We start from the raw sequence: 21,035 nt of genomic DNA on the forward strand, positions 1-21,035 counted from the left end.
AACCCCTGCCATTTGGCAGAGGTTCTTAAGAATTAAACCGTAAAAATATTAGAACTTAGGTGCGCTAGGACGGCCACGTTTTTTCGCAAAACCTTTGTCATTAGATTCTGGTTTACTACTTTTACGCCCACGTTTAGCTTCAGATGGCTTACCTGCTACCAAGCTCATTTTCATTGGTTGATTAAGTACTCTAACCCGTTCAAAGTGCTTAAGGATATCTTTCGGCATGCCTTTTGGTAACTCAACGGTTGAATAAGTTTCATAAAGTTTGATATTACCAATATAGCGACTACTAATATCGGCTTCATTAGCAATTGCACCAACAATATGACGCACTTCAACACCGTTTTCTTTACCAATTTCGATGCGATACATATCCATTTCACCCACATCTCGGCGTTCACGACGTTTTGGTGACTCACGATTATCACCACGTAAGCGACGTTCACCATTTCGATTATCACGATCACGAAATTCTCTTGATGGTTTAAATACTGGATCAGGCGGAAGAATCAACGGACGATCACTCTGAGCTAATCTCAATAATGCTGTTGCAATCGTTTCAAGATCTGCGCCACTATCTGCTTGGATTTGCTCTAATAACGCTTGATATTGATCTAAATCGGCACTTTCTAATTGTTGCTGAACTTGCTGAGTAAATTTCGCTAAACGACGTTTTTCAAGCAACTCTTTAGATGGTAATGCTACTTCAGGAATCGGCTTTTTAATTGTTTGTTCAATATTCTTAAGTAAACGACGTTCACGACTATCAACGAATAAAATTGCTCGTCCTGCACGACCTGCACGACCAGTTCGCCCAATACGGTGAACATAAGATTCCGAATCAAGAGTGATATCATAGTTAATAACTAAACTGATACGCTCAACATCTAAACCTCGAGCAGCCACATCAGTTGCAATTAGGATATCTAATCGGCCATTACGTAAACGATCAAGCGTTTGCTCACGAAGTTGCTGAGTCATATCACCATTCAAAGCAGCACAACTATAACCATTTTTTTCTAATACTTCGGCGACATCTAATGTAGCGGTTTTGGTACGAACAAAAATAATTGCTGCATCAAAATCTTCAGCTTCTAAAAAGCGTACAATTGCTTCGTTTTTACGCATGCCGCGCACTAACCAATAACTCTGATCGATATCTGGTGCAGTTTGCTTAGTCCCTTTGATTTGCACTTCTTTCGGATTATGCATAAAACGTTTAGTAATACGACGAATTGGTGCCGGCATTGTTGCTGAAAACAGTGCTGTTTGATGATCTTCTGGGATCGTAGCCATAATACTTTCAACATCATCAATAAAGCCCATTCTTAACATTTCGTCGGCTTCATCTAAAACTAATCCTTTAAGATTAGAAAGATCTAATGTTTTACGATTTAAATGATCTAACAATCGACCTGGAGTACCGACTACAATTTGTGGACCTTGTTTTAATGCACGTAATTGTACGTCATAACGTTGACCACCATACAGTGGTAAAACTTTTACTCCTTTCACATATTTTGCATATTCAGCACAGGCATCAGCGACTTGAATTGCCAATTCACGAGTTGGTGCTAAAACCAATAATTGTGGTGCTTTTAAATTAGCATCAATATTCATCAAAAAAGGAATGGAAAAAGCAGCAGTTTTACCACTACCAGTTTGTGCCATACCCAACACATCGTTCCCTTGTAAAAGTAAAGGAATACATTCTGCTTGGATTGGCGATGGTTTAGTAAAACCAAGATCATTTAATGCGTTAAGGATTTCCTCAGATAAACCAAGGTCAATAAAAGATATTTCTGTTGTCATGTAAACTCGCTTGCAAATTGGATATATAGGCTTACTTTTAAGTTAGCAACACACCTGATAATTACTAATCAAGATAATTTATGAGGATTACAATATTGCTCATAAAATATTAGCTTACCTAAATAAAACACTATATAAATTTATGCCAGCTCACTAAATTGAAAATTTACAACTCACCCCAATAACTAACTGCCAATAATCACGCAATCAAATATGCATAACTGTTGCTTAAATAATTACTTTATTTAATACAAAAGATAGATAGCATAAAAATAATTGAGAATATTATGGGCAAATCAGAACTACGCTATAACAATATTTTCACTTTTAAAACTGGCATGACCCTTGTTACTTTTCTTCAAGTAACTTAATTTCGTAGAGTGCCTGTTGATGTTCAACAAAGTTATAAATATTATTAGCTAAAGCATATTTAAATAATATTTTGGCACGCTCATTGTTACCTTTACCTTGGTAATATTTACCTAAATAAAAGTACGCTTCACATAGGCGTTCGGCTAATTGCCGGTCATTTTCAACACCTTGTTGAAGGTTTTGCATTAATTTAGATTCACTAATATTACCTAAATAAAATGCAATGATATCACCACCATAACTCATTTTATCGCTTAGTTTATCGTAACGATTTTGTAACTGAGTTAAGGCAGCTTGTTTATCTATTTCTTTTTCAATCAAATAAAGCCATAAAACGCGAACAGGTTCGTTGACGTCATATTGATAGAATTTTTGTGCATCAAGCTGTGCAGCTTGATAATGTCCTGTACGATATAAAGTAATTGCACGATTCAAATAACCAAAAGCATAAGATGGATCTATTTCTAGTGTAGTATTAAATGCCATCATAGCGTTATCGAAATCACCATCTCTTAGCGCATAAGTACCAAGAAAATTATAAACATCTGGGATCTCAGGATTGAAGCTTAAAAGGTGATTAAAATCACTTTGTGCAAATGCTTTAAAACCTAATGAATCGTAAACAATTCCTCGTTCAAAAATCAGCTGCATTCGAGAAACAGTATCAAGATCTCGTCTTGATAACTGTTGACTTATTTCAGCTATTTTCAACTCATCATCATACGAAACTTGCTCAGGAACAGCAATTAAAGGCAGAGAATTAGAACAACCTGACAAGATAATGACTGCAAAAATACAGCACAACATTCGCAGGTTGAATAATCTCATATTAAGCTCCTAGTGAATCATATTTTATTCAGCTGTTGGCGCAACTTCTGGCGCTGACTCAACCGCATCTTTCATACTTAAACGAATTCGACCTTGGCGATCAATTTCTAGTACTTTAACATTCACTTCTTGACCTACTTTTAAGTAGTCAGCAACTTTTTCCACTCGATGATCAGCGATTTGTGAAACGTGAACAAGTCCTTCTTTTCCACCAATAACTGATACGAAAGCACCAAAATCAACAATACGTGTTACTTTACCGGTATAGATTTTACCAATTTCAACATCAGCAACTAAATTATTGATACGGGCAATTGCATCTTGTGCTTTATTACCATCCGATGCTGCAATTTTCACTGTACCATCATCTGCAATTTCAATAGTAGTACCGGTTTCTTCAGTTAATGCACGAATCGTTGCACCACCTTTACCGATAATATCGCGGATCTTATCTGGATTAACATTCATCGTATAGATACGAGGAGCAAATTCAGATATCTCTTGACGAGGTTTATTAATCGCTTGTTCCATTACCCCTAAAATATGCAAACGAGCGCCTTTAGCTTGGTTTAAGGCAACTTGCATAATTTCTTTCGTGATACCTTCAATTTTGATATCCATTTGTAGTGCACTTACACCTTCACGGGTACCAGCTACTTTAAAGTCCATATCACCAAGATGGTCTTCATCACCTAAAATATCAGATAATACTACAAAGTTATCGCCTTCTTTAACAAGGCCCATGGCAATACCAGCAACCGAAGATTTAATTGGAACACCAGCATCCATTAATGCTAATGACGCACCACAAACTGAAGCCATTGAAGAAGATCCATTAGATTCAGTAATTTCAGAAACTACACGTACAGTGTAGGGAAATTCTTCTTTGCTTGGCATTACCGCAGCAACACCACGTTTAGCTAAACGACCATGACCAATTTCACGACGTTTTGGTGAACCAACCATACCTGTTTCACCAACTGAATATGGAGGGAAGTTATAATGTAAAAGGAAGCGTTCGGTATATTCACCAGTTAACTCATCAATGATCTGCGCATCACGTTCAGTACCTAAAGTAGCGGTAACTAATGCTTGCGTTTCACCACGAGTAAATAATGCGCTACCATGAGTTCTTGGTAATACATTGGTACGAATATCCAGAGCACGAATCATATCTTTTTCACGACCATCGATACGTGGCTCACCAGCAATAACACGTTGACGAACGATTTGGCTTTCTAAATCAACAATAATGTTAATAACTTCATTTTCGTCAAGTTCTTCATCTTTTTCTTTAAGTGTGGCTAACACTTCTTCTTTAATTAAATCGATTTGCGCATAACGAGCTTGTTTTTCAGTAATACGATAAGCTTCACCTAAACGATCTTTGGCTAATTCAGAAACCGCATTAAATAGCTCTTCATTTTTAGCTGGTGCAACCCAATCCCATTTTTCACAGTTCGCTTTAGCCACAAATTCATTGATATTATCAATTACAACTTGTTGTTGATCATGGCCAAATACCACTGCCGCTAACATTTGGTCTTCAGTTAATAAATCGGCTTCTGATTCAACCATTAATACCGCACTTTTGGTACCGGCTACAACTAAATCTAAACGACTAGTCGCTAATTCTTTTACTGATGGATTTAACACAAATTCATCATTGATAAAGCCTACACGAGCAGCACCAATTGGGCCATGGAAAGGAACGCCAGATAAACAAAGTGCAGCTGATGCACCAATCATAGCAACTAAATCAGGGCTTACTTCAGGATTCACTGATACCACTGTTGCAATGATTTGAATTTCATTAACAAAACCTTCAGGAAATAATGGACGAAGTGGACGGTCGATTAAACGGGCAATTAATGTTTCGCCTTCACTTGGGCGACCTTCACGTTTGAAAAAGCCACCAGGAATACGACCAGCAGCATAAGTACGTTCTTGATAGTTAACGGTTAAAGGGAAAAAGTCTTGTCCTTCTTTAACTTTTTTATTAGCAACTACAGTGACAAATACCGCAGTATCGTCCATGTTAACCATAACTGCAGCAGTTGCTTGACGCGCCATAATACCCGTTTCTAAAGTAACAGTATGGCGACCATATTGGAATTTTTGATATGTCGGATTAAACAAAATAATGTCCTCTTGTAATAAATCACGTTGAAGTTTGATATTTCGACAGGAAGCAGCATGACGCTGGAACATATTGATACACACTTCAACTATGTGTGGGATACTAAACAAAAGATTATTTCACTGTCACGACTAATGACAAATCTATAAATTATAGAGCTCTCATTAGTCGCGCGAAACATGAGATACAATCTTTTATTTTATTAATTTCTATCTTCAAAGCATTTATTTAGCTTTTCGGACTCTGCATTATATCAAAGCCTTGAATTTTCACAACGAAAAAAGAGGCCTAGGCCTCTTTTCAAGTAGATAAATAATTAGCGACGTAAACCTAGTCTTTGAATTAATTGGCTATAACGTTCAAAGTCTTTACGACGTAAATAATCTAATAATTTACGACGGCTAGACACCATGCGTAATAAACCACGGCGGCTATGGTGATCTTTTTTATGCTCAGAAAAATGACCTTGTAAGTCATTAATGCGTGCAGTTAAAAGAGCAACTTGAACTTCAGTTGAACCAGTGTCGTTAGTACCACGACCATATTCAGCAACGATTTTCGCTTTAGCTTCTACAGTTAGAGACATAATAAACCTCTTAATATAAATATAAAAAATGGAATGACCGATCTCTAATTCAGACATCCCTCGGCATCCATATAATAAATATATGAATCGTGCGCAATTATACTGGAATTTACTGAAATAGCAATTTGATTTATTAATCGCAAACGCTTATTTGAGCTTAAAACCATACTCTTCTTGAATAAGCTTTTTCAACGCTTCGATATAATTTTGTGCCGATAAACTTAGCTGTGCTTTTTGTGATGTTATCCAGCCAATTAATATCTTTTCTTCGACATCTAAAGGGATAGATAGAATGTCTGAACCATTTAAATCAGTACTGAGCACACCGGTACTAATGGTATAACCATTTAATCCATGCAATAAATTAAATAAAGTTGCCCTATCACTGACATGAATACTCTTTTTATGATACACAGTACTTAAAATCTCTTCGGAAAAATAAAAAGAGTTATATTCACCTTGTTCAAATGAAAGATAGGGAAAATCCTCTAAATCATCTAATGTTAAAGACTTCATGGCCGCCAAAGGATGATGGGTACTGATAAATACATGTGGATCAGCCTCAAATAGTGGATTAAAAGTTAAACGATGTTCTTTAAGCAAACGTAAAATAACTTTTTGATTAAAATCAGTTAGATACAAAATACCTACTTCACTACGTAAATTAGCCACATCAGTTATAATATCGTAAGTACGAGTTTCACGTAGGGTAAACTCATATTCATCAGTATGATTCTTTTTGATTAAATTAACAAAAGCGTTTACCGCAAATGCATAATGTTGGGTAGATATTCTACACAATTGTTTGGAAGGTACTTTTTTAGCATAGTGCTGTTCTAGCAACTGAGCTTGATCTAAAACCTGTTTTGCATAACCTAAAAATTCAACTCCATCAGTCGATAATGAAACTCCTTTAGATGTCCGTACAAAAATTTCAATACCAAATTCAGCTTCCAACTCCTTCACTGCAGTTGATAAACTTGGTTGAGTAATATACAAATTTTTAGCAGCCTCATTGATTGAGCCTGAACGGGCAATTTCTAAAATGTAACGTAACTGTTGAAGCTTCATAATAATGCTAGTAATCAAAACCAATATTAATTCAGAATATAAACTACTATAAACATTGTCTAGAAGATTGTACAGCAAAAGGCAATTAACCGTTTTTACGCTGCCTATATATTGTAAAATTTTTATTTTAGAAGATTTTGGGCTTTAAAAAGTACGCTCCTCAAATTGTTAACACAACTTATCATTGTTTTTAAAATAAAGTTATATTTGCCATTTTGGTAGTCATTAACATAATCTCGGGTTAATCTCCACGACATATTGAATTGGCTGAAATTGTCAATCCATTACGGTTTATACTTGGTGTAATAGCATATCCATCGACTTGAACATAAAAAGGCTTGTAAGCATCATTTCTATCTGCTGTCCACATTTTATCTCCCCAAAGTGAATTATAACTGTTCAATGCCCCCCATTCGCCCATAAAATTACCTAAACCACGAACAAAACCTCGTGTATTATTATTACCTTTAAGCTCTACAAGCGTATATAGCAATCCCCTGCGAAAATTGTCATCCATCGCTTCCGCTGTTTGGGTTCGGCGTTTTACATTGTTACTATTTCTGCCACTACAATAATCCAATATGTAATAAATTGTTTTAGGAACATGTACCCATTGTCCATGTTCAGCACCTCCATTCCAAACATTTCGATCTCCAGGCTCGTTCATACCGTCAAGAATCACTTGATTGGTAAAATTACTCTTATTGCCCATTTTTGATGGCCATTTACTCGGTACCGGTATGGTAAAACTATCCATCCAAATCCAATCTCGACCGTTAAAGTATTCCATGGTTATTACCGGCGTACCATTTTGAATAAATTGCCATTTTTTTTCTGCCGCATAATTAACCGTGCAGTTTGCACCATAACCATTGATGGTCGATAACCATATTTTGCCACCCCCATTATGTGAATAACAGCGATAACGACTTTGGTCTGCACCTGCACCTATTAACGTAAATGCCGCATTTTGAAAACCCGTGGTCGGAAAGCCACTCCAACGAGAAAAGCCCCAAAAGTTATGAAATACATTTCCGTCATAACCACCATAATTACCCATATCATTTGGTCTTAAATAGCAGATACTGGGATTATGGGGAATGACGGTATATTCCACCCAACTATTACCATAATAACGATTATTCGGCACACCATAAGGGGTATTAGCTTGGATATCCCAAACCTCTACTCTTAATTTATACGGCCCACCACAACCCCATAATTCATTACCTAACCTATCATACGGAATTTGTACGCCATTTTCATACCATGTTGCTTTTAGATAACCTGACACATATCCCCCCCCTTCATCACCATCTGCATCACCTATAGTAAGATAAGGGATATGATGAGCATTACCATCACTGATGACACTATGGGACAAGACTTGATTAAAATGCATACCGGGCGGCGCTTTAATGGCAACCCCGGCATCCCAGGCGCTTATCCAATTATAACCACCTTGACCATTAGGAAAATTCAAACCTATTATTTGACGCAAATCAGTTAAAGGATTAAAACCATCGCCTAATATAATATAGGGAGAATTGCCGGCAATAACTTTTACGGTACTGGCTCTTAGGGATGTTAGTGCATAACTACTTGATGAAAAGAATAAAACTAAAGTAACGGCGAAAACGCTAAAAAGCGGCGAAAATAAAAATAACCTTAAAAATCGAGGAAAAAATAAATTATTAGAAAAGACTAAACGTTGATTGCAATAACGAGATGAATTTAAAGTATAAGTTGGGCAGGTTTGGTGTTTGGTGTTTGGTGTTTAAAATTATAGTTCATAACAACAACCTTGTCAAGTAATTCCATGTTTTATTTGGTTTTTTTAAGTTAATTTGACTAAATAACAGCCGATTATTGTACTTAAAATCCGCTAAAAGTATAGTGACTGAAAATAATCTATGCAACTGATTTTAGAATCTAAATTGTTAACTTTTGTAAAGTTTAATCTCAACAACATCAATCCGCAAAAACCTTATTTCATAATTCTTGCCTACCTAGTTTTAGATATTTTTACCTATTCAGATCATTTCAGTTATTAAGGATTTTAAGCTCAAAAAACCCCGTTCCTCAAATTTTTTAGGCTTATGCAGCCTAGAAGCGCCCTTCGGTTGCTCAACGTCAAAACATAATTTTCTAAACGGCTTATGCAGCCTAGAAGATCAGGTAAGACGTTAAAAGAAATGTCATCTGTTTCTAAACGGCTTATGCAGCCTAGAAGCAACAACCACCAATTGCGAGGCGTTGGGGTGGTTTCTAAACGGCTTATGCAGCCTAGAAGCGCCGAATAGGTGGTTTAGAAATATGACATTATTTCTAAACGGCTTATGCAGCCTAGAAGTAGAACCCAAAATACTATAAACATCGTTATGCAAAAGGCAAAATCTATTTTACTTTGCAAAAACCCTTTTTTTCGGTAGTTTTTCAATTAATTGATTTTTAAACAGTTTATTTTTAGTTAAAAAAAAGGGTTAACACTGCATGGTATTTAAGTTTCAAAAACCCCCTTTCCTCAAATTTTTTAGCTTTAAAAAGTACGCTCCTCAAAATTTATGCTGTTAATATGGTTAGATATTGGCAGTTAAGGGCATTATAATAATGCCCTTATTATTTAGTTAAAAATCAGGAACAGTAGCAGTTTTGCTGAGTCCGTAACTATTAAATGTACCTTGAACAGCCGTTGCACATTTTTGTTGTTTCAGCCACATAATAAAATGTTGCCCTGTGCTTTTACTAGCAAAATGAAGGTGTGGATAGTTCAAATGAATGCTACCCCATTTTTCAACCATTTTGCTTTTTACCTCGGCTGACCATTTACCTTGTGCGGTTAAACGTTTTTCGGCTCGTCTTAAAGCACTTTGCCCCTTAGGATTAACACGAATTAACCGTAAATAACCTTTAACACTTGTCGGTACAGATGTTATTGGCAGGGCTAAGGTGTAATCATTAATTACAGTTTGCTGTAGTAAGGCAGTTCTAAATTGTTGTAACTGCGCTTCATCGCCAAATAACCGGATAATTCCGCCTAATGTTCTGTGGACATTATAACAAGGAAAGCTAACCGCAATATTGCCTTGATGATTAACTAACACCTGATGCAGTGATTGCATAACTTGATTAATCACTTCTGTTTCAGTTATCTCCAGTTGCGGAATTGCCCGTAGTTCAAAATAGTGAGTAAGCATAATATTACTCCTTACCACTAGCACCAAATACACCACCACGAATCAGAACTGCGATAACATAATGTTGTTGTTCAAGCGTTGGTTTTTCACCTTTGAGTACCCAATTATCAAATAAGGTATAAAAATCCTGTTTTTGTTTAGGTTGTCTAAAAGCATGTCCCATAGTGGTAACAGCACCATAAGGTTCAATGGCAATCGGAAACTCGGCGTTTTCAGCATACCAAGTATCAATAGTTCGAATGGCATTGCTGATTTTTTGCGAGTGCATTGCTGCCTGACCATTTTTTTCATACAGGACTTTACTTTTTTCTTTACCAGTATCCAAAATTAATTCTTGTGATGGATAGACCTCTTGCCCCAATCCCATTTTTAATTTGGCTTGAATATCAAAAATAACAAACTCTTTGCCTAATAAACCTGCTTCAATCAAGGCGGCAAGGTCATTTACCGATTTGTCATCATAATCAAATGAATTTAATTGATATTGCTTAACATCACTCACTTCAATCGTTGCTATTTTGTCATCTTTTTTACGAGTAATGCTAATACTGATTTGTTCAGCAACCATACGATTACGCCATAACCAACGGCCATTTAATATATTGATAGCATAACGTTTAGCTAGTGCTTGCATCCCTTCAGCCTTAATATAGCTTTGAGTCGTTTTGGTTAACTCTTCTTGGTAATCAATATCATTACAGACTGATGGCGAACCTAAGAAAGGTAGCACTTTACAGCTCCATTTAACCACCAAGGTATCTTTATCGGCATCAAGCGCTGCAACATCGACTGTTTGTAAATTAGCTTTTTGAATTTCAGCATCTAATTTAGCCGGATCATTTGCTAAAGCATTTTTAAGCCGATTCGAAATGGTACCTCTAACAGATTTTTCAGATAATAAAACTGGTGTTAATTTTTGGTCATCATGGCTATTTTGCTGGGCAAAAATGGCATCAGAAATATCAAAACTACGTTCAAAGGCTAATACTGATGCGGTGGTGATTTTATCTTTACTCATAATTTATTCCTTTTTTCAATGCTAAACTTGTTTAATTAATCTTGATTAATAATATAAATATCTGCGTCATTCGATTGCAGTTCGCTGCATTTATAACGCCAAAATGCTTGTGATAAATTGTCTTGTAACCTTAGTGGAAATACCCACTTACCTAATCCATAAATACATTCGACAAATTGCGTTGGATGCTCATTACTACGGGCATGTTCAACCATTCCTGCGTCAAACAGTGGTGAAATAGCTTGATAACCAAGGGGTATCGGTACTAACCAACCTCGTCCCTGCTTGACCGATGTGGTTTGCCAATGCTCTTTTTCTTGCGGATGATGATGCAACATGGCAGTTTCAACTAACGCGTCAAGTGCAGTAGCATTCGGATCTTTTTGTTGTAGCTCGGCGGTGATTTCCTGTAACTCTTGCTGTGCTTCTACTAAAACAAATGCTGGTAATAAAAGTTTTGATAAGGATTCATCTGACTCATCTGAAGAAAGTAATGAGACATTTTCAATTGATATAACCTGACCACCGGCAATACGTTGCTGATAAAGTTTTTGCTTCATCTGCTTAATAAATGATTGTTGTTGCTCAGTATTGTATAAGGTTTCCATATCGTCTATTTTCACCTCTACTAGCAATGAGACATCAAGATGAACTCGACCTTCTTCAATAATTGAACGAGTATCACCATTTTTAGCTAACGGATTGCGGGTAAGACGAAATGTATAATCCGCATAATTATTAGGTCGATAAACTTGTACATCACAATCATGACAAGCGATTAATACACCATCCAGATAGATAGGATGATCCGACTCAATTTTTCGATTTAAAGCATGAATCGCCCCTAAAAAGCCCGAGATAGCCGGAAAACCATAAGTTAATGGACTAGAAATGGCATTGGCATTATGAATTTTGACATGATCAAAAAAGAGATAGAATGTTAAATCTGCCATTAGAAGATCCCCTCCTTCCTACGTTGACTGGCTTTTACTGCTTCGCGAAATTCGCGACGCCACTCTTGAGATTCAGCATCAGAGAATTGTTTTTTAGTATTGTCGAATTTTTCTATTAAGGCATTTTTAATCCAAAAAGCAAAATCCTTTTCTAATTCAACAACCCAATTACCTTGCTCATACTGATGTTTAAAGTTTTCTTCATCTTCAAGTTCGGCCCGATTAGGATCAAGCCAAAGTTTTTGTGACATCAGCAACGAATAATCACGACTCCAACCTGCCGGCATGGAAGTTTGTATATTCCGAGCAAATTTAAGCAATAAAGTTAAAATAACCGCAAAGGCATCTTTTCGATTATCCCGCTCTTCAACTACATTTTTGGGTGCAGCAACCATATCGAACAGTAGACGAAAACCAAATCGGCAGAAATACTGTAAGGAATTGTCAAATACACTTTCTTTTTTTTGACCAATTGACGGAAATTGAGAGCGCTCGAATTTAGGTGGCATTGAAGGTAATAAAAAATTACGACCGCCTTGATTACTAGTTAATTGACTTACCCCTTGTGGATTACTACCTCCTAGTTTTACCACTGCTAAGTGATGGAAAGTAAAATAAGGTTGATGTTCTACTCCTTTCAAGCGCCGTTGTTCACGAGCTTTTTTATTTTCTTCGGAAAAGCGGGTTTGTACTTTTTGATAGACTACATTACACAAAGATGTGGGATGCAGAGGAACAAGCAAACGATAATTATCTTCTTGTTGTGACAAATAACTCTCTTCACTATTCGGCCAATAAAATTGCTTATTAAGTTCGTCAGCTTTCGGTTTTTCAAAATCATTAAAAATAACTTTTTTAAAATTGGCTAAATAGATTGCTGCTTTCTGCTCATCATCAGATAGCGCTTTTAGTACAGCTGGATGATCGTCAATAATTAATTCTAATAATGTTTTATTATTTACGGTTTGATTTAGAAGAGAAAATATATCAAGAGAAGCAGCGTTTCCCGAACAGTCTGCTTTAATAGTTAACGGGGTTAATGAAGAAACATATTGCTGCTCATTAGGTTTTGCTATTGTAAAAAAGTTAATATTATTGCCTAAGCTTGAAGAATGAATGCCTTTAGATGTTGTATTACACACCGATATCCAGAAAATACGTCGAGTTGCAGCATCTTCCATCCAATTTTCAAAATCAAATCTTTTACTAAATTCTAAAACCTTCTGTTGAGATTCATTAACAGCATTTTGATCGCCTGCTTGTTTAGCTTTTTCTAATTTGGTCAGTTCACTTTTATAACTGCTGTTATTAGCAAGCCGTTGCTGAAGAAAGTCGACAATGACCTTTCTTATATCTTGCCAAGAAATATTATTCATTGGCCCTCCTTATATTTGTAAAAACGAAACAAAAAAGGCTTATACTTTTTAGTATAAGCCTTTATTTTTATGCTACTTTATAAATCAAATATAACTTTAAAATATTAAGTGCGTCATTATTATATAGCCATTCATTATTAGCGCTTAAATGACGATATTTTTCTTTATTTAACTGCAAATTTTTAATTAATAATTCAACTTCTTTTCTAGTTGAGATATTAAGTATTTTCATAATATCTTTTATTGAATAATAATTAGAATTTGATGCTAAACTTAGAATAACTTCATCATTTGCAGCTTGTTTATCAATTACAAATTTTTGTAATTTATTTAATACAAATTGGTCAATTGAAATTTGACATTGTATCGTCAACGTTTTATCCTTTGACAAAATTTTGTCCTCCTATTACATTTTTGGATAAAATTCAAATAACCCCAAATCTAGCCCATTTGGGGTTTTCTTTTATATTACACATGATTTTATAGATGTAATAATATGTAATTTTCATTACATATTTGTCATGTTAACTTTATCAAAATTTTTAGTCAATATTTTTTAAAAATATCAAAAGAATGTCATAAGAACAATTAATCACAAAGAAAAATTAACACATTGATTAATAAGAAAAACCGCCTATTCGGCGGTTATGATTTCGATTCACATTCAAAAGAATGTCATATTTCTAAACTACCTACACGGCAGTGAACAATTTAAAAAATTATCGCACTGAGTGGATTTGTTTCTAAACCACCAATACAACGGGCAGTTAAGTATAGAGTAATTACTCAAACATTACTAGCATGCATAACTCAGCTGATTATTTTCTATAAAAATAGTTGAGGAAACACCTTTTTTAAAGATAAAATTTTTCTAAAAAATAATAAATAACCTCTTCTTTTAACCTCTATCTTTATAAAAACCAAAATAGGGATGAAAGCACCAGCGTGTTTTGCTATTCAGATTAATAGTACAAAATTCATTAGCTAGCCGATAATGATTTTTATCTGGAAAATATTCCGCTATTTGAGTAATCGCTTGCTCAATGGTATTAGTAAGCCATGGCTGCATCAATGGATTGCTAAATTGCCAATTATCATATTTAAAATTTTCGTTTTGCGGATCACCACAAAGTTCATTTGGCGTTTGCCAAGCGATTTCGGCATAACTAAATCGGTATTCACCGTTGTCATCAAGTTGGCAAATAAACTCATCTTGTGGTTGCTCTTGCAGCCTAAAAGGCGAGATTAACTGTAGATGAACACAATGGTGATGTGCTAAATCAGTTTGCCAATAACTGGTAACATAATTACTATTACAAGCATTGATTGGAAACAAATTTGCCATAACCTTATGTTCTAATTCTGCTAGTGTTAAGCCTGCTTGCGCATCAGTCATAATACGAGGAATCGCATTAATATTTTTTAATTGTTCTGACGTTATCAGTTGCTCAGTCTTATGTGTTTTTAACAAAAACAATGGTTCTTGTTCAAACCCCGGTTTAGTAAAGCAAGCGCTATTAACACCTAAATTGTTGCCGTTTTTCATCGCTTCTAAATTACTGCCTAGAATCGCCACATTGGCACTTTTGGCTATTTTTTCCGGTCTATGCCGCCAAACTCGTCCTACTAACTGAATAATTGAACGCATTGAAGATGGCTCAACAATTGCCCAATCATAATCATGGTCACGCCCAACTTCAGTAACCGGTGTGCCGATGACGATAAAAATATGATGTTGTTTATCACTGTTTTTTATTGCTGCACGGATTTCAGGTTGATCAAATAATTTATTAGCATCACTACGGTTTAAAATTCTATCCAGTTTTTCTTCTAATTGACTGCGCAATAGTAGCAGTTGTCTGGCATGATAAACCACCAGATGAAATTGAACATTTGCCGGTAACTCAGTTTGCTGGTAGATTTGCTTAGTGAGCGACATCACATCATCAATGTGCGCAAAGCGCATTAAACCGAGACTAATTTTTTTGTTGGTTTGCGGATCTTGTTGATGATGCTGTAAATGAAAATGATAAGCTTGATCTAATAACTGTTGCGCCAATAGAGCATAGCCGAGATCTGAATTTTCTTTTTTATGTAATGAGTAATTTAATAATTCTAAAATTTGTCCTCGACGACGAATTGTCCCTTGTTGCAACTTCGCTATTCTTTTTTCGATAAACTTCGTATGATGATGTTTAAAATTAACCGTATCAGCTATTTGTTCGACTGACTGCTGATATTCATCAAACCATCCACAAATAATCCCCTGATTAGATCTTCCTGTATTCTGATTCCAAATTTTTCGACCGGCTTGATAAGCATCAAATAAACCAGCAATAAGGTCTGGCGTTAAGGTGGCAGATGAGAGTAGCACTTTACTGCCATAAAGCCCGGCTAAATGAACTAACCTTGCCAAAGCAGGTAAATCTCGCTGATCAAAATCATCCGGTTCATCTAAAATTAAATCTGCGGTAAGCAACCTTAAGGTAGGGGCAATATATTTGCCACCTCTGAGACATTCGCTAGCTTGCATTAAGTGATCAACGGTACATGTCACAATCGGCGCATAGATTAATTGACGGGCCTTACTGTTTTCGATAATGGTACCGAGTTCACAGTCAGCAATACCACTCTCTGCCACATCAATATATTCATCGACTAATGATTCTGTCGATTCACAACCACGAGTTTCGGGATTAATCTCTTTATCTTTATCTTTATCTTTATCTTTATCATTTTTATTTTTATTTTTATTTTTATTTTTATCAATTTCTGCTTGATTTTCTAATTCAAATAGGGTCTTTGTTGCCCGACCACCAACCAAAATAGCTAAATGTTCATCGGTCAAATGCAATCTTTCTCGTAATGCTTTACCAGTTTGTAAGGTTAATACTCGTAATCCTAAAGCAATCGTAAATCGTACCCCTCGCTGTGGATTTGATAATGCATACATAATTCGCCCATTAGCTAAGGTTTTACCACAGCCAGTCGATGCCATATTGACGCCAAAAAAGCCATTATCCTCACTTAATTGTTGATAACTTTTAGCTAAATCAAAAGCATGGTTTTGCCATTGAAAGCGTTTAATCGTTGTACGTTGCGTAAATGGTTTATGCTGATTAATTGCTGGTAATTCAGTGTTGATTTTAGGAAGCAAGCGAGCAAAACGAGCGCTAAAATTAGCAACACCTAATAGATGATCATCTAATCGTTGATTGGCGTGCTGGCTTTTATTGGTATTGGCGATAAGAATATCTTCAACCCTTTGGGCTTCTTTGTCATTGATTGATATGCTGGAATAGTTATGGTCAGCAACCATAAGACTTAGTCGTGATAAATGTAATAATAATGAATCAACAGTGGTCAGTTGCATTAAAGGTGGGTGATTAATTGCCTTGCTTGCATAGCGACTTAATTTTTTAAGCCAAGATTGGCTCAAAGTTATATCACTTTTAAGTTGCCAAAAATCGACACTGTCTTGTATATTTCCATTTCTAACCCAGTTTTCAACAGCAGTAAAAGTGCTAAAAAAACTTTTTAGTTTTAGACCAGATAGAAACATATCTCTCAGTAGCTTCTTATCTTTATCACCACCTAACGAAGTTTTTAAAAACGGCATACGATGGTGTGACACAATTAACCAGCCAATCCATTGGGCCAATAATGGCAATTGAGAGAGATCGTTTTTTTCTGTCTTTGCTAGCTCTTTATACCAATCAGGTCTTAATTGTTGATAATCAGCAAAATTAGCTAAACGGGTTAAAACCTCTTGATTAGTGGTACAATCACGAATCATCAATAAAAATAACTGTAATGAAATCCACTCATGACGAAACGGATCACCTGCTGGTCGACTTTTCCGTAATTTATCTTGAAAACCGACTGTTGCTTTGCCCAAATCATGCAATAGCGCAGCAATGGTTGCGATAAGTTGGATAGATGTGGCATATTGCCAACTATTTTCACTATCATTGCGTAATATATTACGCTTAGTACGATTAGTTGGCACTCGTCCTTGTTGATTAAATTGGCTTTTATCACCAACAATCCAGAGTAGATCGGTTAGATTTTTTCCATGCGTCCAGTAACAAGCAACTGCAGTATTTTTTCGCGCTGTTTTACGTAATAATTTATACAGTGTCTGTAAACCATCGGCAGTCATCGGCGTTTGCCAAGTTCGTTCACCACAACGTTCAGCAAACTGATCGATAATACGACGTGTCTGAGTTAATGCATTTTTCTTGCATTGGCTAACCAGTAAAATATTCATGGTTTATCTGCTATCTGTTTCAATGTATCAATAATCATATCCAGTGCACCTAACTGTGCAAATTGAGAAATACATGCCTGTCGGAACTCTTTTTCACTATCACCTTGTTTAGCTGATATAAAAGCTTGTGGTAACACAATGCCATCTTTAATAATATCAGCAGCATCAAATACTAGCCCCCCACGTCTGGTTTTGCCATGTAATATAGCCAAACCATGTGGTAAGCCTAATACCCAACAAGCTGTTGCACCTAATCCATAAGCTAAATAATTACCATGATCTAAAAATTGATTAGCAGGATCATAATGCTTACCACGTGAACCTTGCTCCCGTTTAAAATTATCATCTTGTAAAGTAAGTTGATTTGCCATGCCATAAAGACGTTTACTAATACGTCCTTCTGCAGCTAACAATGCTTGACTTGTTGTAGCATCATTGAACTGTTTTTCAGCATCGTTTAACAGCGTTATGAGTTGCTTATCGTCAACTTGCCAATCAAATTTCGGCCAACATTGTTGAATAATTTTGAGTCGCTGTTGTTGAAGGGTTTTCGCAGCTTGTAGGCGGAGATTATCGTCAAACCAGAATTGACACCAACTTTGCAGATATTCGGTTGCACGATATTCACTTTGCGGTGAAAAGAATTGGCAGGCAAATTCCGATTCTGTCGAGGAAAATAGAGGCGTTCCCCCTCCCCCACAAAAGCCAATCATAACTCCTGCTCGAGAAAGTTCACGCACCGCAGCTTGAGTTAATGAAGTACCTGTACCAAGTAAAATACAGCTGGTATTGGCTATTGGAATATTCCAATATAATGACTGCTGCCCTTGATCGGTCACATATTCAACTCGACCACCATTGACTAAAACTCGACAATGCTCTAAATAATAGATATTTGCACGCTTGGAATGTAAAATGGTTTTAAGATCAGACGAATGAATCAAATCCATGATATTTAGACAGTAAATTCAATTTATAATGATGATAAAATAACATTACTTTGTGTAAAAAACGATCTTTTTTAAAATAACTATAATTATCCAAAAGATGATACAAATGATTTTGCTGCCTACACGGTAGTGAACGATAATCAATGTTTGCGATGATTCCGACTTAGTTTCTAAACTACCTACACGGTAGTGAACCATGGGCTAAACATACAGCAAGGTTAATTTGCTTTCTAAACTACCTACACGGTAGTGAACGAGCAAGGATTTGGATTAGAAGAAGTTGCGCATTTCTAAACTACCTACACGGCAGTAAACTAGAATCCAATATACTATAAATGCAGTTGGCAAAAAGACAAGGCGCAATTTTACTATTAAAAACCCTTTTTTTAAGTGATTTTTTAATATATTGATTTTTAATCATTTTATTTTAAGTTAAAAAAAAGGGTTAGCAATAAGTAGGAATTTAAGTTTCAAAAACCCCTCTCCTCAAAATTTTTTAGTTCTTTATTTTTTAGTTGTTTGAGTTTCGGACGTTTGTTGTTTTGTGGTTGTTTCTATACGGTAATTACGTCCGAGTTAAGAGGGTTGGCGCGAACCCTCTTTACAATCTCCCGCGGCGACCACGCAAGTGGTCACGATGTGACTACCTTCTGCCTGCGTTCGCTGTTAACGCTCCTTGCCAAACATCCCTGTTTGCCATGCTAACCTCTCTCAGTTGTCAGCACATTGCGAATGTCGCACCACAAAAGCGCTCTTTATCCCCCTAACGTTATTTTTCTTATCCTCAGCTTTAATACCTAAGAACTAAGAAATAATAGTTAAGGATAGGTACAGATTCCTTGGTGCGCCCAGCCATGTTCACTACGATATATTTTACCGTCACTCGCGCTAACTGTATGATTAAACCGACGACCTCCCTCAACCACAAACTCTTGCGCAAAATAGCCACTAATGCTGTAGATGTCGGTGAAGCCGGCCCGGTTATAATTCTTCATCCCCCCCCATTCCGAGAACAATCCTCCACCAATTTGACGACTGGCAGGAGTATCATTAGGAGAAGGACGATCAGCCCCGAACTCTGTACACACTCCTTCCCTCCCATAATGATCTTTACAAGACCCATTAGTTAACTCCTTGACATTTGGGATACGGTATCCTCCAAGACCATTACACCAAGATTCTCTATAGCCCCACACCTCAGGACCACGATGAACAAACCACTGCTTTAACACAAATCCATATTTGACCACCGCATTACCACTACTATCACGACCGACTAACTCAAATGTCTGCGGTAAAGATAGGCTATCGATTCTACCTGGATTTTCTGAGGCCCATTGATTACGGTTTGTGACGGCAGGACCCGTTAGGGTGACTCGAACGCTGGTACTTGTTGAATTGGTCATCGTCGCCGTAATACCACCATGAGAAACCGGCGCCCAAGATAAGGCCTGACTAACACCACTAATATCTAAATCAAAATACAAATTATTAGCACCAGTAGTCGGGAAGTTTAAATCATAAGACGACGGCGTAGCTGACTGGGTTAGAAAACCCTTACGAGGGTCCCATATGTCAGCAGGTGCGGTGTTAGCTGTACCGAAAGCTAAGTCAGGTCTTGCAAAACAAATCGCTGGCGCGGCCTTAGGATTAATATAATAAGTGGCATTACCTGCCGTAAAACGACTTTCATTAGGTACCCCATAACGTGTTGTTAATGTACCTTCACCATTAGATAAGGTTAATTTATATGGCGCTTTACAAATAGTCAGTACTTCATTACGGGCAACAGCTCGATTATTTTTATCGACAATAGATACATTTAAACGACCGGTAGCGGTGATACCATTAACTCCCTGACCATCGCCATCATCATCTCCCCAATAATTATACGGTGTGCCAATAAGTGAACTTAATGCAATAGAATCAGTATCCCTTGGTACTAACATACCAATATCATTAAAACTCTGACCAACAACAGGTAAAACGATAGGATTTCTTTCTGAATTATTGGTTGTCGGAGTAAATCTTCTTCCATCTGAAAGCGATATCCCGAGTAGCGCTTCAGTATTGGTTACCCGGGTTCGACCACCATCAAAGGTTAAATAAGGTGCTGAGCCATAAATAATATTGGTCGTTTTAGTGGTTAATGCATAGTTAGCAAAAGAGATAGACTGTAAAACAACTACGGTTAATACCAAAACCATCTGCCGAGATAAACAGGCTAAACTAAGAAATTTTGAAAATTTTTGCCGGAATTTCGGAAATTTTGGAAATTGCTGAAATAATAAACTGCGGTGAAATAATAAACGGTGTGAGCTTAACTTTAGAAAGGTGAAATTATAGGTTGGGCAGGTTGTGTGTTGTGTGTTGTGTGTTGAAAATTATAATCCATATCAGATATCCTTGTCAATCCAATTTTATGATTTATTTAAAATTTTAAGCCTAATGGCATGATT

Annotated in this window: 14 protein-coding genes; all 14 read right to left on the reverse strand. The window is 36.4% G+C overall.

What is annotated here, in order from left to right:
- Positions 1-48: 48 nt before the first annotated feature.
- Positions 49-1,815: a DEAD/DEAH family ATP-dependent RNA helicase gene (locus B6C84_RS06385; RefSeq protein ID WP_086354129.1), complete on the reverse strand. Its 1,767-nt coding sequence runs from the start codon at positions 1,813-1,815 to the stop codon at positions 49-51.
- Between the two features lie 348 nt (positions 1,816-2,163).
- Positions 2,164-3,015 (reverse strand): lipoprotein NlpI, encoded by an 852-nt coding sequence (gene nlpI, locus B6C84_RS06390; protein WP_086354130.1) that lies wholly within the window; start codon positions 3,013-3,015, stop codon positions 2,164-2,166.
- Between the two features lie 24 nt (positions 3,016-3,039).
- Positions 3,040-5,154: a polyribonucleotide nucleotidyltransferase gene (gene pnp / locus B6C84_RS06395; protein WP_086354141.1), complete on the reverse strand. Its 2,115-nt coding sequence runs from the start codon at positions 5,152-5,154 to the stop codon at positions 3,040-3,042.
- 317 nt (positions 5,155-5,471) lie between these two features.
- Positions 5,472-5,741 carry a 30S ribosomal protein S15 gene (gene rpsO / locus B6C84_RS06400; RefSeq protein WP_065578587.1) on the reverse strand — a complete coding sequence of 90 codons (270 nt, stop codon included), beginning with the start codon at positions 5,739-5,741 and terminating at the stop codon, positions 5,472-5,474.
- A gap of 147 nt (positions 5,742-5,888) precedes the next feature.
- Positions 5,889-6,812, reverse strand: a complete 924-nt coding sequence (locus B6C84_RS06405; RefSeq protein ID WP_086354131.1) for a LysR family transcriptional regulator — start codon at positions 6,810-6,812, stop codon at positions 5,889-5,891.
- A gap of 241 nt (positions 6,813-7,053) precedes the next feature.
- Positions 7,054-8,295 carry a hypothetical protein gene (locus tag B6C84_RS06410; RefSeq protein WP_133052300.1) on the reverse strand — a complete coding sequence of 414 codons (1,242 nt, stop codon included), beginning with the start codon at positions 8,293-8,295 and terminating at the stop codon, positions 7,054-7,056.
- A 1,144-nt stretch (positions 8,296-9,439) separates the two neighbouring features.
- Positions 9,440-10,009, reverse strand: a complete 570-nt coding sequence (gene cas6f / locus B6C84_RS06415; RefSeq protein ID WP_086354133.1) for a type I-F CRISPR-associated endoribonuclease Cas6/Csy4 — start codon at positions 10,007-10,009, stop codon at positions 9,440-9,442.
- Positions 10,010-10,013: 4 nt separating this feature from the next.
- The gene (csy3, locus tag B6C84_RS06420; protein WP_086354134.1) at positions 10,014-11,027 is read right to left on the reverse strand and encodes a type I-F CRISPR-associated protein Csy3; all 1,014 of its coding nucleotides are present in this window, start codon (positions 11,025-11,027) and stop codon (positions 10,014-10,016) included.
- A gap of 35 nt (positions 11,028-11,062) precedes the next feature.
- On the reverse strand, positions 11,063-11,980 hold the full coding sequence (csy2, locus tag B6C84_RS06425; RefSeq protein ID WP_086354135.1) for a type I-F CRISPR-associated protein Csy2: 918 nt from the start codon (positions 11,978-11,980) through the stop codon (positions 11,063-11,065).
- Entirely contained in the window at positions 11,980-13,356 is a 1,377-nt protein-coding gene (gene csy1 / locus B6C84_RS06430; protein ID WP_086354136.1) for a type I-F CRISPR-associated protein Csy1, read from the reverse strand. Before csy1 ends, csy2 begins: the two co-directional genes overlap by 1 nt.
- Before the next feature lie 67 nt (positions 13,357-13,423).
- Complete coding sequence (locus B6C84_RS06435) at positions 13,424-13,747, reverse strand: hypothetical protein (RefSeq protein ID WP_133052301.1); 324 nt, start codon at positions 13,745-13,747, stop codon at positions 13,424-13,426.
- A 507-nt stretch (positions 13,748-14,254) separates the two neighbouring features.
- Complete coding sequence (cas3f, locus tag B6C84_RS06440) at positions 14,255-17,626, reverse strand: type I-F CRISPR-associated helicase Cas3f (protein ID WP_086354138.1); 3,372 nt, start codon at positions 17,624-17,626, stop codon at positions 14,255-14,257.
- Entirely contained in the window at positions 17,623-18,576 is a 954-nt protein-coding gene (gene cas1f / locus B6C84_RS06445; RefSeq protein ID WP_086319910.1) for a type I-F CRISPR-associated endonuclease Cas1f, read from the reverse strand. Before cas1f ends, cas3f begins: the two co-directional genes overlap by 4 nt.
- An 818-nt stretch (positions 18,577-19,394) precedes the next feature.
- Positions 19,395-20,783: a hypothetical protein gene (locus B6C84_RS06450; protein WP_086354139.1), complete on the reverse strand. Its 1,389-nt coding sequence runs from the start codon at positions 20,781-20,783 to the stop codon at positions 19,395-19,397.
- Positions 20,784-21,035: the final 252 nt, after the last annotated feature.

It is taken from the genome of Gilliamella apis (genome assembly GCF_002142155.1).
GTDB classification, from domain to species: Bacteria; Pseudomonadota; Gammaproteobacteria; order Enterobacterales; family Orbaceae; genus Gilliamella; species Gilliamella apis.

What these genes read in the sequence shown, in the direction of transcription:
- csy1 (WP_086354136.1), bottom strand. Translation starts at nt 13,356, where the DNA reads ATGAATAATATTTCTTGGCAAGATATAAGAAAGGTCATTGTCGACTTT.
- rpsO (WP_065578587.1), bottom strand. Translation starts at nt 5,741, where the DNA reads ATGTCTCTAACTGTAGAAGCTAAAGCGAAAATCGTTGCTGAATATGGT.
- B6C84_RS06385 (WP_086354129.1), bottom strand. Translation starts at nt 1,815, where the DNA reads ATGACAACAGAAATATCTTTTATTGACCTTGGTTTATCTGAGGAAATC.
- cas3f (WP_086354138.1), bottom strand. Translation starts at nt 17,626, where the DNA reads ATGAATATTTTACTGGTTAGCCAATGCAAGAAAAATGCATTAACTCAG.
- csy2 (WP_086354135.1), bottom strand. Translation starts at nt 11,980, where the DNA reads ATGGCAGATTTAACATTCTATCTCTTTTTTGATCATGTCAAAATTCAT.
- B6C84_RS06450 (WP_086354139.1), bottom strand. Translation starts at nt 20,783, where the DNA reads ATGGTTTTGGTATTAACCGTAGTTGTTTTACAGTCTATCTCTTTTGCT.
- cas6f (WP_086354133.1), bottom strand. Translation starts at nt 10,009, where the DNA reads ATGCTTACTCACTATTTTGAACTACGGGCAATTCCGCAACTGGAGATA.
- csy3 (WP_086354134.1), bottom strand. Translation starts at nt 11,027, where the DNA reads ATGAGTAAAGATAAAATCACCACCGCATCAGTATTAGCCTTTGAACGT.
- nlpI (WP_086354130.1), bottom strand. Translation starts at nt 3,015, where the DNA reads ATGAGATTATTCAACCTGCGAATGTTGTGCTGTATTTTTGCAGTCATT.
- B6C84_RS06405 (WP_086354131.1), bottom strand. Translation starts at nt 6,812, where the DNA reads ATGAAGCTTCAACAGTTACGTTACATTTTAGAAATTGCCCGTTCAGGC.
- cas1f (WP_086319910.1), bottom strand. Translation starts at nt 18,576, where the DNA reads ATGGATTTGATTCATTCGTCTGATCTTAAAACCATTTTACATTCCAAG.